This is a genomic window from Aurantimonas manganoxydans SI85-9A1, assembly GCF_000153465.1.
Classification (GTDB): Bacteria; Pseudomonadota; Alphaproteobacteria; order Rhizobiales; family Rhizobiaceae; genus Aurantimonas; species Aurantimonas manganoxydans.
Genome location: NZ_CH672387.1, coordinates 482,700 through 495,583, shown reverse-complemented (window position 1 = coordinate 495,583; position 12,884 = coordinate 482,700). Strand labels below are relative to the sequence as shown.

Sequence of the window (12,884 nt, the reverse complement as noted above, 5' to 3'; positions counted from 1 at the left end):
CACCCTGTTGCAAGCCTCGCGACTATGCCGGATGCCGAGAATCCTTGCCAATTAAGGTTTGTTTAGGTCGCCGTGAGAACCGCGGTCAGCGGCCCGGGGCGACAAGAAAGCGCAGCACCGTCTCGCCCATGGCGCGCTCGTCGGTCTGCTCGAACCCGCCCGGCACCTCGAACGGCGCGGCCAGGGCTTCCTCGACGATCACCAGCGCGCCCGGCTTCAGCCAGCCGCCATCGCGCGCCGAGACGAGCGCCGCCGTGCCGAGACCGCGCCCATAGGGCGGATCGGCCACGACGCAGTCGAACGGCTCCATCGTTCCCACGATGCCGAGGCTGGTGGCGTCGCGCCGGAAGATCTTGGATCGCCCCTGCAGACCGAAGGCCTCGATATTCTCGCGGATGAGACCGCGGCCCTCGACGCCCTCCTCGACGAACAGGCAGAAGCGGGCGCCGCGCGACAGCGCCTCGATGCCGAGCGCTCCGGTGCCGGAGAACAGGTCCAGCACCCGGGCGCCGTCGAGCTGGAAGCCCGGCCGGTGCGTCAGGATGTTGAACAGGGTCTCGCGGTTGCGGTCCGTGGTCGGCCGGATCGTATCGGTCTTCGGGACGGCCAGTTGCCGCCCCTTCAGTTCACCCCCGACGATACGCATGCCGGATCAGCCCTTGCGCGGCGGACGCGGCGGGCGCCCCGGACGCTGCGGCGCGTCGCCGCCGGTACGGGGCGGACGGCCGGCTCCGGGCTTGCCACCACCACCACGCGGCGCCGACGGGCCCGACGGGCGTTCGCCGCGGGACGGGCCCCGGTCGGGCCGGCCGGCCTGCGAACCCAGCGCCTTCTTGGTCCCCTGCGGACGCGCGCCCGGCGCCATCCAGACATTGGCACTGCGCTTGGGCGCATCGATCGGCCGCTTGGGCGGGCTGGCCGCGTCGTCGCGGCCGCCGGCGGCGTCGCGATCGCCATAGGGCTTCTTCGGGCCCTCGAAGCGCTTGGCTGGACGCTCGCCATAGGGCTTGCGGTCGCCGCGATCGTTGCGCTCAGGCCGTCCGGCACGGGTATCGAGCCGGCCCAGCGCATCCTCGCGCTTGGCCTCGCGGACGCGCTTCTTGTTCGGCGCGGTCTCGCTGGCGGAAATCCACTCGTCGGCCTTCTTCGGCCGCTCCGTGCGCTCGGCCTCGACCGGGCGGTTGGAGAAAGGCTTGGCCACCGGCGCGTCGAAATCGGCGCCCGATTCCTCGATAAGGCGCTCGCCGAGCTGGTCGCGCAGCATGCGGCCCTTGATCTCCTGCACCGAGCCTTCCTTAAGGTCGCCTAGCTGGAACGGGCCGAAGGACAGGCGGATCAGCCGGTTCACCTCAAGGCCGAGATGCGCCAGCACCTTCTTGACCTCACGGTTCTTGCCTTCGCGCAGGCCGAGCGTCAGCCAGACATTGGAGCCCTGCTCGCGGTCCATCGTCGCCTCGATGGCGCCGTAGAAGACCCCGTCGATGGCGATGCCCTGGCGCAGCTCGTCGAGACGCGCCTGGGTGATCGCGCCATGGGCGCGCACGCGGTAGCGCCGCAGCCAGCCGGTCGCCGGCAGCTCCAGGATCCGGGCGAGCCCGCCATCATTGGTCAGGAGCAGCAGCCCCTCGGTGTTGATGTCGAGGCGTCCGACTGTGAGCACTCGCGGCATGTCGCTGGGCAGGCGGTCGAAGATCGTCGGCCGGCCCTCAGGGTCGCGGTTGGTGGTCACCGTGCCGGCGGCCTTGTGGAACAGCCACAGCCTTGTCCGCTCGATGGCCGGCAGCGGCGCATTGTCGATCTCGATCCGGTCGGACGCCGTGACGACGACGGCCGGCGTGTCGAGGACCTTGCCGTTCAGCTTGACCCGGCCGTCGGCGATCATGCCTTCGGCATCGCGGCGCGAGGCGATGCCTGCGCGCGCCAGGCGCTTGGCGATCCGCATCTCGCCAACGGCGGATTCGGTCTCGGCGCGGGGCGCGCGATCGTCGCGCGGTGCCCGCTTCGGCCGGTCGTCGCGCACCGGGCGGCGCTCGCCGCCGGACCGCTCCGTGCGATCGCCTTTCGGTGCGTCATGCTGCAGCCGTCCGAAGCTGCGGGGCTTGGCCCCCTCGCCCTTGTCGCCGCGCGCGCCGCCATGGGAGAACATGCCACGGCTCTTCGGCGTGAAGGGCTTGTCGCCCTCGCGCGGCTTCGGCCGATCGCCGCGCTCGCGCTCTCCGCCACCTGCGCCCCGGTTGCCACCGGGTCCGCGTCCGCGACCTTTTCCGTCGTCGCCGTTCGTCGTATCGCTCATGCAACTGCCTCTCATGCGGCGGCTATCTGCTCGGACCGGCGCTCGCGCCGGCTCACCACCGTCGAGATGGTGAAAGGATCGGTGGCGCGGTTCGCCCCTGAGGAGCTGGAACGCTTGCGCCGACCCGCGAATGGATTAGCAGGTGGCTCTACAGCATCGCCCGTCAAAGGGGAACGGGATTCGGACCGCGCCATGCGGCCGGATCGACAGACCAAGGAGCCGCCTCTGCCCCGCCCGACCTTCATGGACATCGCCCTCGAGGAAGCCCGGCTGGCCGCGGCGCGGAACGAGACGCCCGTCGGTGCGGTCATCGTGCGCGGCGACGAAATCATCGCCCGCGGCGGCAACGAGACCCGCCAGCGCAACGATCCCACTGCCCATGCCGAGATCGTCGCGATCCGCGCGGCGGCTGCCCGCCTCGGTTCCGAGCGTCTGCCGGACTGCGATCTCTACGTGACGCTGGAGCCCTGCGCCATGTGTGCGGCGGCGATCTCCTTTGCCCGCATCCGGCGGCTCTATTACGGCGCGGCCGATCCCAAGGGCGGCGGCGTCGATGCCGGGCCACGCTTCTTCAGCCAGCCCACCTGCCACCACGCGCCCGAGGTCTATTCCGACATCGCGGCCCGCGAAAGCGCCGAGCTTCTCCGCGGTTTCTTCCAGGCGCGGCGATCCTGACCGCGTCCGCCCACCGGCGGCACCGCATACGCCTGTCTTGAGGGCGAACCGCCCCGCAAACGGGCGTGATCAGAACGGCAGGAGGTCGCGGATCTTCGAGCCCAGGCCCTCGCCACTGCCGCGCAGGCGCCGCTCCTTGACGCTCTCGTCGACGCCCGGATCGCCCACCGGGGCGCTGGCCGCGGGCTGGCGATAGGCGACCGGCGGCTCGCTCAGATATTTGCGCTGCACCGGGCTGCCCTGTGCGCGCTCCTTCAGACGTGCGCGCACGAGTTCGCCGCGACTGCGCAGCTGCTGCGGCGTCAACAAGGGCGCGTCGTCGTTGTTCTTGCCGAAATCGAAGCCGTCGCTGCTGGTGCGATCGAGATAGGCCTGCGTCACGCCCTCCTTGCGGGCGGTCGCGACATCGGCCGGGATCGGCCCGTCGCCCTGATAGGCGGCGGCCTGCAGGCGGGCGCTGCGCTGTTCCGGCGATTCCGGCCAGTTCGGATCACCGGTCGTGTTGCGCGCCGTCTGCGGCGCCGGCAGCACACCGGTGTTCTCGGGCTTCACCAGCTCGGGGCGCGGCGCATAGGCGATCTCGGCGCTCTTGTTGTCGCCGCCGAGGCTGACAACATTGTTGAGATCGTCGAACAACGTCTCGCCCTGCGACTTGCCGGTGCCGTAGGTCGGTCCCAGACAGCCGGTCAGCGCCAGGCTGGCCGCTCCGATCGCCGTAGCACGAAGCGCATTGCGGACTGTCTTCGATGTCATCCGGTACGGCCCCCTAGCCGATCATTTCCGCCCCCCATACCGGCATGCGACCGGTCGGGCGGACCCTGCGCATGTCACGGAAATCTGGCGAATTCCGGGCGCAGTTCTAGGCTGCTGCAATGGGTTCTGCAAGCGTGCGGCCACCGCCGGGGGCGCCGCACGCCTTGATTGACCCGCCGCTCAGGCTGCCGTCAGCCGCCGCGCCGCCTTCAGCTCGTGCAGCGCCGCCGCATCGCGCGCCGACACGTCCGGGAAGGCCGGATCCGAGCCGACATCGCCGGTGATCTTCCACGAGCGGGCGCATTTGGTGCCCTCCGCCTTGCGGAAGACGACCGCGACGCCCGGCGTGTCTGCCAGACGGAAGGCATCCGCCGGGGCCGGTTCGGCCGAGATCACGAGACCCGAGGTGATGGCGATCTCGGCGAAGTCGACCGAGGCCGCCTCTGCCCGCAATTCGGTATCCTCGACATGGACCACCGGCGCGGCTTCCAGCGACGAGCCGATCACCTTCTCGCGACGCTTTTCCTCCAGCGCGCCCATGACGACGCGGCGCACCCGGCGCAGCTTCTGCCAGCGGGCGGCCAGGTCGCCGTCGCGCCAGGCCGGATCGACGTCGCGGAAGCTTTCCAGATGCACGGACTTGGCCTCCGGATAACGCGACAGCCATGCCTCCTCCATGGTGAAGGGCAGCATCGGCGCCATCCAGGTCACCAGATGGTCGAACAGGATGCGGACCACCTGAAGCGAGGCCTTGCGGCGCGTCGAGGACAGCGGATCGCAATAGAGCGCGTCCTTGCGGATGTCGAAATAGAAGGCCGACAGCTCCACCACCACGAAGTCGAGCAGCGTCCGGCTGATCCGCTTGAAGTCGAAGGAATCGTAGCCCTTGCGCACGATCTCATCGATCTCGGCCAGCCGGTTGAGCATCAGCCGCTCCAGCTCCGGCATCTCGGCCAGCGGCACCGTCTCGCCCTCGTCGTGGGAGAGCGTGCCCAGCATCCAGCGCAGCGTGTTGCGCAGCTTGCGGTAGCTGTCGATGTTGGTCTGCAGGATCGTCTTGCCGAGCCTCAGATCCTCCGAATAGTCGGAGCTGACCACCCAGAGCCGCAGGATGTCGGCGCCGGACTGCTTGATGACCTCCTGCGGGGTGACGACGTTGCCGAGCGACTTCGACATCTTGCGCCCCTCCTCGTCCATGACGAAGCCATGGGTGAGGACGGCGTCGTAGGGCGCCCGGCCGCGGGTGCCGCAGGATTCCAGCAGCGAGGAATGGAACCAGCCACGATGCTGGTCCGAGCCTTCCAGATAGAGATCGGCCGGCCATTTCAGGTCGGGCCGCTTCTCCAGGCAGAAGGCGTGGGTGGAGCCGGAATCGAACCACACGTCGAGGATGTCGCGGACCATGGTCCACTTGCCGGCATCGTGCTCGTTGCCGAGGAAGCGCTCCTTGGCGCCGTCGGCGAACCAGGCGTCGGCGCCCTCGGCCGCGAAGGCTTCGAGGATGCGGGCGTTGACCGCCTCGTCCTTCAGCACCTCGCCATTCTCGTCGGCGAAGACGCAGATCGGCACGCCCCAGGCCCTTTGCCGGGAGAGAACCCAGTCCGGACGGTCGGCGATCATGCCGCGCAGCCGGTTCTGGCCGGACGCCGGCACGAAGCGCGTCGCGTCGATGGCGCCGAGCGCGCGGTTGCGCAGCGTGTCCTCGGTACCCGCCGACTGACCGTCGAGGCCGTAGCCGCCGAGGTCCTGGTCCATATGGACGAACCATTGCGGCGTGTTGCGGAAGATCACCGGCTTCTTGGACCGCCAGCTATGCGGATAGGAATGCTTTAGCCGGCCGCGGGCGAGCAGATTTCCGGCCTCGATCAGCGCGGCGATGATCCGCTTGTTGGCGTCGCCCTTCTTGCCCTTGTCGTCGATGACCCGCGCGGCTCCGCCTTCCGCGTCCGGCCCGAAACCCGGCACATCCCTAGTGTAGAATCCGTCATCATCAACGGTGAAGGGGATCCAACGAGAAATATTCCGAGCTGCGAGCTGCGGTTTGAATTCGCGCCAAACATTTTCCCAAAGCTCGAAGTCTTCACGACCATGACCGGGCGCAGTATGAACGAAGCCGGTGCCTGCGTCGTCTGTGACATGATCCCCCACCAAAAGCGGGATTGCTGCAGGGTAACCTTGAATCTTACGCGCGAGTGGATGCTCGCAGATCATCCACTTCATCGTATTCGACGAAAGACGCGCCAGACACCTATAGCCCAATTTTGCCTTCGACATGACTTCGGAAGCCAGTGATTCGGCTAAGACAAATTTCTCTCCAACCGAAGGGCCGAAATCGTTCTCCGCCGAGATTACTTCATACAATCCGTACTTTATGGATTCTGAGTATGCGATCGCGCGATTGCCCGGAATTGTCCAAGGCGTAGTGGTCCAAATAACTACTGAAGCGCCTCGAAGGTCCCTAGCGAGATCGTCTGCTACTGGTGTACCGAGACTTGCGATAGGAAACTTCACCCAGATCGTGTCGGACTCGTGGTCGTGATACTCGACCTCTGCCTCTGCCAGGGCGGTCTTTTCCACCACCGACCACATGATCGGCTTGGAGCCGCGATAGAGCTGGCCCGACATGGCGAATTTCAGCAGCTCGCCGGCGATCACCGACTCCGCTCCGTAGGCCATGGTCAGATACGGGTCCTTGAAGTCGCCCTCCACGCCGAGGCGGCGGAACTCCTCGGTCTGCTCGCCCACCCAATGGGCGGCGAAGTCGCGGCATTCCTTGCGGAACTCGTTGACTGGCACCTCGTCCTTGTTCTTGCCCTTGGCCCGGTACTGCTCCTCGATCTTCCATTCGATCGGCAGGCCGTGGCAGTCCCAGCCCGGCACGTAATTGGCGTCGTAGCCGCGCATCTGGAACGAGCGCGTGATGACGTCCTTCAGCACCTTGTTCAGGGCGTGGCCGATATGGAGGTTGCCGTTGGCGTAGGGCGGCCCGTCATGCAGCACGTATTTCGGCCGGCCGGCCGATTCCCGGCGCAGGGTGCCGTAGAGGTCCATCGCGTCCCACTTGCCGATCCATTCGGGCTCGGCCTTGGGCAGACCGGCGCGCATGGGGAACGGCGTTTCGGGCAGGAACAGCGTCTTGGCGTAGTCGATCCCGGTGGCGGAACCGGCCGCAGTGTCGTTCTTGGTGTCGCTCATGAATTCAGCCATGTCGTCTGCCGCGGTCGTGACGGCGGCGCGAGAAAAGGAGGCGTGGTGGCGCAAATGGCCGGCAACCCGGACCTTCTCCGGCCTGGCCGGTCAGAAGGCCGGGCGACTAATTCGGCCCGGACGGAGTATTGCGCGTGGATCCAACATGGCGTGGCTTTAGCAACTCCGCGCCCGGATGGAAAGAACGCCCCGCCGCAGGGCTGGCGTCGCCGCCCCCGGGTGAAGGCTCAGAACGCCATCCGGCGGTCGAGGTCGCCGAGCGGCGCGACGCCGGCGAGCATCGCCCGGGCTTCGTCCGCGTCGCCGTCCATCTGGGCGATCAGCGCCTCGGCGCCGTCGAAGCGCTCCTCGCCGCGCAGGAAGCCGAACAGCGACACCGAAACGGTCTCGCCATAGAGATCGCCGGAGAAGTCGAACAGGAAGGTCTCGAACAGCGCCGCGCCATTGTCGAAGGTCGGGCGGCGGCCGAAGCTCGCCACGCCATCATGCAGCGTGCTGTCGGCACGGCGCAGGCGCACCGCGTAGATGCCGTGCTTCAACAGGCTGTCCGGCTCGATGACCATGTTGGCGGTGGGATAGCCCAGCGTGCGGCCGAGCTTCGCACCGCCGACCACCTCGCCGGCAATCGTCCAGCGGTAGCCGAGCAGCCCCGCGGCTTCCGTGACGGCGCCCTCCCCGAGGCAGTCGCGGATCCGGCTCGACGACACCGTCTCGCCACCTTCGTCGACGAAGGCCGGCACCAGGGTGGCGCCGAAGCCATGCATCCGGCCGGCCTCGGCCAGCGTCTCGGGCGTGCCGCCACGCTTGGCGCCGTAATGGAAGTCGAAGCCGGCAACCACGTGATGGGCGCCCATCGCTTCCACCAGTACGGTCTCGACGAAGGCTTTCGGTGCGAGACCGGCAAACTCCCGGGTAAACCCCTGTTCGACCACCGCGTCGAAGCCGAGCATCTCCAGAAGGCGCGCCTTCATCGGCGCCGGCGTCAGCCGCGCCACCGGCTGGTCGGGCCGGAACACGGATCGCGGATGCGGCTCGAAGGTCAGGCAGACGAGCGGCCGCCCCGCGGCCGCTGCGATGGTCCGGGCCTCTCCCAGGACGGTTTGATGGCCGCGATGCACGCCGTCGAAATTGCCCACCGCCACGACGGCGCCGCGCAGATCCGCCGGCACGTCCGCGACCGAGCCGAGACGCGCGATCGCGTCTGGCATCATGTCAGGGCAGCCATGAAGTAGCGCGCCGTCAGGCCGCGTTCCGACAGGACGGCGGTGACGGTCTGCGTCGCCGAATCCGCCGACGCCAGTTCCTCGCCATGGATGCCGTCGGTGATCAGCAGCGCGTCGGCGCCGAAATCATTGGCGCCCTTCACGTCGGTCATCAGCCCGTCGCCGATCGCCAGAACCCGCGACGAGGACCCGAGATCGAGGACGCGCGACGCAACGTCGTAGATCGGCCGATGCGGCTTGCCGGCGAGACGCACCGTGCCGCCGATCTGGCCGTAGTCGCGCGCCAGTGCCCCGGAACACGGAATCAGCCGTTCGCCGCGATGCACGACGATGTCCGGATTGGCGCAGATCATCGGCAGGTCGAGCGCCTGCAGCCGGGCCAGCATCTCGGCATAATCCGCCGGCGTCTCGACCTCGTCGTCGTAGAGGCCGGTGACGATCACCGCCCTGGCGTCGGCCTCGCCGACCAGATCGACGTCGATGCCGGCGAACAGGTCATGGTCGCGCTCAGGACCGATATGGAAGACCGGTCCTGCGACATCGGCGATCAGCGCGCGCGTGGCGTCACCCGAAGTGACGATGGCGTCATAGGCATCGTGGGAGAAATCCATCGTGCCGAGCTGCGCGACGACCCCTGCCGACGGGCGCGGCGAGTTGGTCAAAAGCACCACCTTGACGCCGCGCTGGCGTGCCGCCGTCAGCGCCGCCTCGGCGGCCGGATGCTTGACGACGCCGTTGTGGACGACACCCCAGACGTCGCAGAAGATCACGTCGTAGTCACCGGCGATCTCGGCCAGCGCGGTGATCGGCCGGACGTCCTGCGGCTGCCGGACGGCATCCGTCCCACGGCCGGTGTCGGAGAGAGAAGTTTCCATCGGTGCCCACGCTGCCATTGCCTGTCCGGTGGCGATAGAGGCGGCCTGCCGACCGGTCAAGGCGAAGCGCTGTCGCAAGCGCCTTCTCTGCCGCGTCAACCCCTGTCGTGACGGCGGCCAGATCCCGGACGGCGATTAACGAAACTTCGATGACGCGATGCGCCGACCGCTTGACACCGCGCCTCCTGCGACACTATCTCCATCGTCGTTAGCACTCGCCCCGAGTGAGTGCCAAATGTTCACGCCGGATGCCGAAAAGCGGGTCCGGCCATATCCGTCAACGAAGGGTTCAACGAACATGGCAGCTGTGAATTTCCGTCCTCTGCACGACCGCGTCGTGGTCCGTCGGGTGGAATCCGAAGCCAAGACGGCTGGCGGCATCATCATTCCGGACACCGCCAAGGAGAAGCCGCAGGAAGGCGAGATCATCGCCGTTGGTTCCGGTGCACGTGACGAGTCGGGCAAGGTTGTTCCGCTCGACGTCAAGGCGGGCGATCGCGTCCTCTTCGGCAAGTGGTCGGGCACCGAGGTCAAGCTGAACGGCGAAGACCTTCTGATCATGAAGGAATCCGACATCATGGGCGTCGTCGCCTGATCAGGCGCCTGCGATTTCCGTAATTCCACGAAACTTCGAAGCGGCGCGGCCTGATCAGATGGCGCGCCCGGGAGAATACGAACATGGCAGCTAAAGAAGTAAAGTTCGGCCGCGACGCACGTGAGCGCATGCTGCGTGGCGTCGACATTCTTGCCGACGCAGTCAAGGTGACCCTCGGCCCGAAGGGCCGTAACGTCGTCATCGACAAGTCCTTCGGCGCTCCGCGCATCACCAAGGACGGTGTCTCGGTCGCCAAGGAGATCGAGCTCGAGGACAAGTTCGAGAACATGGGCGCCCAGATGGTGCGCGAAGTGGCCTCGAAGACCAACGACAAGGCCGGTGACGGCACGACCACCGCGACGGTTCTCGCCCAGGCGATCGTCCGCGAGGGTGCCAAGGCTGTTGCCGCCGGCATGAACCCGATGGACGTCAAGCGCGGCATCGACGCGGCCGTCCTGAAGGTCGTCGAGGCGCTCGGCGTTGCCGCCCGCTCGATCGACACCTCGGACGAAGTCGCCCAGGTCGGCACCATCTCCGCCAATGGCGAGAAGGAAATCGGCGAGATGATCGCCTCGGCCATGCAGAAGGTCGGCAACGAGGGTGTCATCACCGTCGAAGAAGCCAAGACCGCCGAGACCGAGCTCGAAGTCGTCGAAGGCATGCAGTTCGACCGCGGCTACCTGTCGCCGTACTTCGTGACCAACCCGGAGAAGATGGTCGCCGAGCTCGAGGATTGCTACATCCTCCTGCACGAGAAGAAGCTCTCCAACCTCCAGGCGCTGCTGCCGGTCCTCGAGTCCGTCGTGCAGTCCTCCAAGCCGCTCCTCATCATCGCCGAGGACGTCGAGGGCGAGGCCCTGGCCACGCTGGTCGTCAACAAGCTGCGTGGCGGCCTGAAGATCGCGGCCGTCAAGGCACCGGGCTTCGGCGATCGCCGCAAGGCCATGCTCGAGGACATCGCTGTCCTGACGGGCGGTACGGTCATCTCCGAGGACGTCGGCATCAAGCTCGAGAACGTCACCCTCGACATGCTCGGCCGCGCCAAGAAGGTCTCGATCACCAAGGAAAACACCACCATCGTCGATGGTGCCGGTGAGAAGACCCAGATCGAAGCCCGCGTCGGCCAGATCAAGGGTCAGATCGAGGAGACCACCTCGGACTACGACCGCGAGAAGCTGCAGGAGCGTCTCGCCAAGCTCGCAGGCGGCGTCGCCGTCATCCGCGTCGGCGGTGCGACGGAAGTCGAAGTCAAGGAGAAGAAGGACCGCGTCGACGACGCCCTCAACGCGACCCGTGCGGCTGTCGAAGAAGGCATCGTGGCCGGTGGTGGCGTCGCGCTGCTGCGCGCTTCGAACGCCGTCACCATCAAGGGCATCAATGCCGACCAGGACGCCGGCATCGCCATCGTCCGCAAGGCGCTTCAGGCTCCGATCCGTCAGATCGTCCAGAACGCCGGTGCGGAAGGCTCGATCATCGTGGGCAAGATCCTCGAGAACGAGTCCCTGTCCTTCGGCTACAACGCCGCGACGGGCGAGTACGGCGACATGATCCAGATGGGCATCGTCGATCCGGTCAAGGTCGTTCGCTCGGCTCTCCAGGACGCGGCATCGGTCGCCGGCCTGCTGGTCACCACCGAAGCCATGATCTCGGAGGCTCCGAAGAAGGAGTCGGCCGGCGGCGGCGGTGGCATGCCGGGTGGCATGGGCGGCATGGGTGGCATGGGCGGTATGGACTTCTAAGAAGTCCGAACCGGCCGGACATCCATCCGGACTATCGAGGGGCTCGGCATCGCCGGGCCCCTTTTTCGTGCGCCCTGCCCTTGTCTTCCCCCGGGCCGCGCCGGGTTGCCCAGCCGCGCCCGCCTTGCCATAGACGTTCCATGATCTCGCAGCGCGCCCGCTACGCCATCCGCTCCCTGAGAAACATCGCGCCGCGGGCCGCGCCCGTATCGGCCGCCGTCATCGCGGTCGAGGAGCAGATCCCGCGCAAGTTCCTCGAAGCGATCCTGGCCGAACTGAAGCAGGCCGGCCTCCTCGTCAGCCTGCGGGGTGCGCGTGGCGGCTATCGCCTGGCACGGCCCGGCGAACAGATCAGCTTCGCCGATGTCCTGCGCGTCGTGGACGGTCCGCTGGCGCTGGCCCCCTGTGCCTCGCGCACCGCCTATCGCCGCTGCGAGGATTGCCGCGACGTGGAGAGCTGCGAGACCCGCACCGCGCTTCTGGCCGTGCGCGACGCCACCGCCGCGATTCTGGAAGGCCGGCATTTCGGCGAAGACGACGGGACCGGCGATCGCGCCTAGGCCGGGCTGCGCTGTCGCCGGTCCCGACATCTGCGATCATACCGATCGCCACCCGCGTTGAAGATGTCCGATCTCATGACGCGGCGAAATACGCACAGCACGTGCGCGCGTTGGCGCCATGGTGGAACTTATATTCCTATCCAGCTCGTAGGAATAAGATAGCCTGATCCGGTCTCCAACCACCGGGTCTTCCATGAGCGACTTCTTCCTGTTTCTCGCCGTCGGCTTCCTTGCCCAGCTCGTCGATGGCGCGCTCGGTATGGCCTACGGCGTCGTCTCCTCCACCGTGCTCCTGTCCTTCGGCGTGGCACCCGCCGCCGCCTCGGCCTCGGTCCACACGGCCGAGCTGTTCACCACGGCAGCGTCGGGCACCGCCCATCTCGTCAACCGCAATGTCGACTGGAAGCTGTTCTGGCGCCTCGTGCCCCTCGGCATCCTCGGCGGCGTTCTCGGCACCTATGTCCTCACCAGCATCTCCGGCAGCGTCCTGCGCCCCTATGTCGGCGCTTATCTGGCCGTGATCGGCGTCTATCTCCTCGTGCGCTCGTTCCGGAAGATTCCCAGCAAGCCGGTCTCGCCCGCGACCTCCATGCCGCTGGCCGCCTGCGGCGGCTTCCTCGACGCGGTCGGCGGCGGCGGCTGGGGACCGATCGTCACCTCCGGCCTGCTCGGCGCCGGCGGCCAGCCGCGCTACGTCATCGGCACCGTCAACACGGCCGAGTTCCTCGTCACGCTTTCGGTCTCGCTGACCTTCGTCTTCGCCCTCGTCACCGGGCATTGGGAGGAGGCCGGCGATCTGACCACCCACGGTCTCGCCATCCTCGGCCTGATCGTCGGCGGCGTCGCCGCAGCGCCCTTCGCCGGCACGATCGTGCGGCGGATTTCCGAAACGGCGCTGCTGCGCACGGTCGGTCTCCTCGTCTGCGGTCTGGCGATCACCCAAATCGTCGGGCTGCTGCGCTGA

Annotated in this window: 11 protein-coding genes; 5 read left to right on the top strand and 6 right to left on the bottom strand. The window is 67.4% G+C overall.

The genetic code is table 11. From position 1 onward, the window contains the following. Window positions 1-85: 85 nt before the first annotated feature. Together rsmD and SI859A1_RS02540 are read right to left on the bottom strand one after the other, a co-directional pair. Entirely contained in the window at window positions 86-646 is a 561-nt protein-coding gene (gene rsmD / locus SI859A1_RS02545) for a 16S rRNA (guanine(966)-N(2))-methyltransferase RsmD (protein ID WP_009208304.1), read from the bottom strand. Window positions 647-652: 6 nt separating this feature from the next. Then, window positions 653-2,293, bottom strand: coding sequence for a pseudouridine synthase (locus SI859A1_RS02540; protein WP_050767412.1), 1,641 nt, complete (start codon window positions 2,291-2,293; stop codon window positions 653-655). A gap of 192 nt (window positions 2,294-2,485) precedes the next feature. On the opposite strand from SI859A1_RS02540, the gene SI859A1_RS02535 reads away from it, so the two are divergent. After that, on the top strand, window positions 2,486-2,968 hold the full coding sequence (locus SI859A1_RS02535) for a nucleoside deaminase (RefSeq protein ID WP_244400878.1): 483 nt from the start codon (window positions 2,486-2,488) through the stop codon (window positions 2,966-2,968). 69 nt (window positions 2,969-3,037) lie between these two features. Here SI859A1_RS02535 and SI859A1_RS02530 read toward each other — a convergent pair whose 3' ends face one another. The 4 genes from SI859A1_RS02530 to SI859A1_RS02515 all read right to left on the bottom strand — a co-directional run bounded on the left by SI859A1_RS02530 (window position 3,038) and on the right by SI859A1_RS02515 (window position 9,044). Then, window positions 3,038-3,721, bottom strand: coding sequence for a hypothetical protein (locus SI859A1_RS02530; RefSeq protein WP_009208301.1), 684 nt, complete (start codon window positions 3,719-3,721; stop codon window positions 3,038-3,040). A gap of 180 nt (window positions 3,722-3,901) precedes the next feature. After that, entirely contained in the window at window positions 3,902-6,916 is a 3,015-nt protein-coding gene (gene ileS / locus SI859A1_RS02525; protein ID WP_148233921.1) for an isoleucine--tRNA ligase, read from the bottom strand. A 239-nt stretch (window positions 6,917-7,155) separates the two neighbouring features. Then, window positions 7,156-8,136 carry a bifunctional riboflavin kinase/FAD synthetase gene (locus SI859A1_RS02520; RefSeq protein WP_040325087.1) on the bottom strand — a complete coding sequence of 327 codons (981 nt, stop codon included), beginning with the start codon at window positions 8,134-8,136 and terminating at the stop codon, window positions 7,156-7,158. Then, window positions 8,136-9,044 carry a TIGR01459 family HAD-type hydrolase gene (locus SI859A1_RS02515; protein ID WP_244400876.1) on the bottom strand — a complete coding sequence of 303 codons (909 nt, stop codon included), beginning with the start codon at window positions 9,042-9,044 and terminating at the stop codon, window positions 8,136-8,138. Before SI859A1_RS02515 ends, SI859A1_RS02520 begins: the two co-directional genes overlap by 1 nt. 280 nt (window positions 9,045-9,324) lie before the next feature. Between SI859A1_RS02515 and groES the strand changes: the two genes are divergently transcribed. The 4 genes from groES (at window position 9,325) to SI859A1_RS02495 (ending at window position 12,884) form a co-directional block, all read left to right on the top strand. Continuing rightward, a complete protein-coding gene (groES, locus tag SI859A1_RS02510; protein WP_009208297.1) occupies window positions 9,325-9,621 on the top strand; it encodes a co-chaperone GroES in 297 nt (98 codons plus the stop codon). 83 nt (window positions 9,622-9,704) lie between these two features. Then, window positions 9,705-11,360, top strand: coding sequence for a chaperonin GroEL (gene groL / locus SI859A1_RS02505; protein ID WP_009208296.1), 1,656 nt, complete (start codon window positions 9,705-9,707; stop codon window positions 11,358-11,360). A 140-nt stretch (window positions 11,361-11,500) separates the two neighbouring features. After that, window positions 11,501-11,920: an RrF2 family transcriptional regulator gene (locus SI859A1_RS02500; protein WP_009208295.1), complete on the top strand. Its 420-nt coding sequence runs from the start codon at window positions 11,501-11,503 to the stop codon at window positions 11,918-11,920. 193 nt (window positions 11,921-12,113) lie between these two features. Then, window positions 12,114-12,884: a sulfite exporter TauE/SafE family protein gene (locus SI859A1_RS02495; RefSeq protein ID WP_009208294.1), complete on the top strand. Its 771-nt coding sequence runs from the start codon at window positions 12,114-12,116 to the stop codon at window positions 12,882-12,884.

Coding starts and splice junctions, on each gene's coding strand:
- rsmD (WP_009208304.1), bottom strand. CDS start 646: ATGCGTATCGTCGGGGGTGAACTGAAGGGGCGGCAACTGGCCGTCCCG.
- SI859A1_RS02540 (WP_050767412.1), bottom strand. CDS start 2,293: ATGAGCGATACGACGAACGGCGACGACGGAAAAGGTCGCGGACGCGGA.
- SI859A1_RS02535 (WP_244400878.1), top strand. CDS start 2,486: ATGCGGCCGGATCGACAGACCAAGGAGCCGCCTCTGCCCCGCCCGACC.
- SI859A1_RS02530 (WP_009208301.1), bottom strand. CDS start 3,721: ATGACATCGAAGACAGTCCGCAATGCGCTTCGTGCTACGGCGATCGGA.
- ileS (WP_148233921.1), bottom strand. CDS start 6,916: ATGAGCGACACCAAGAACGACACTGCGGCCGGTTCCGCCACCGGGATC.
- SI859A1_RS02520 (WP_040325087.1), bottom strand. CDS start 8,136: ATGCCAGACGCGATCGCGCGTCTCGGCTCGGTCGCGGACGTGCCGGCG.
- SI859A1_RS02515 (WP_244400876.1), bottom strand. CDS start 9,044: ATGGCAGCGTGGGCACCGATGGAAACTTCTCTCTCCGACACCGGCCGT.
- groES (WP_009208297.1), top strand. CDS start 9,325: ATGGCAGCTGTGAATTTCCGTCCTCTGCACGACCGCGTCGTGGTCCGT.
- groL (WP_009208296.1), top strand. CDS start 9,705: ATGGCAGCTAAAGAAGTAAAGTTCGGCCGCGACGCACGTGAGCGCATG.
- SI859A1_RS02500 (WP_009208295.1), top strand. CDS start 11,501: ATGATCTCGCAGCGCGCCCGCTACGCCATCCGCTCCCTGAGAAACATC.
- SI859A1_RS02495 (WP_009208294.1), top strand. CDS start 12,114: ATGAGCGACTTCTTCCTGTTTCTCGCCGTCGGCTTCCTTGCCCAGCTC.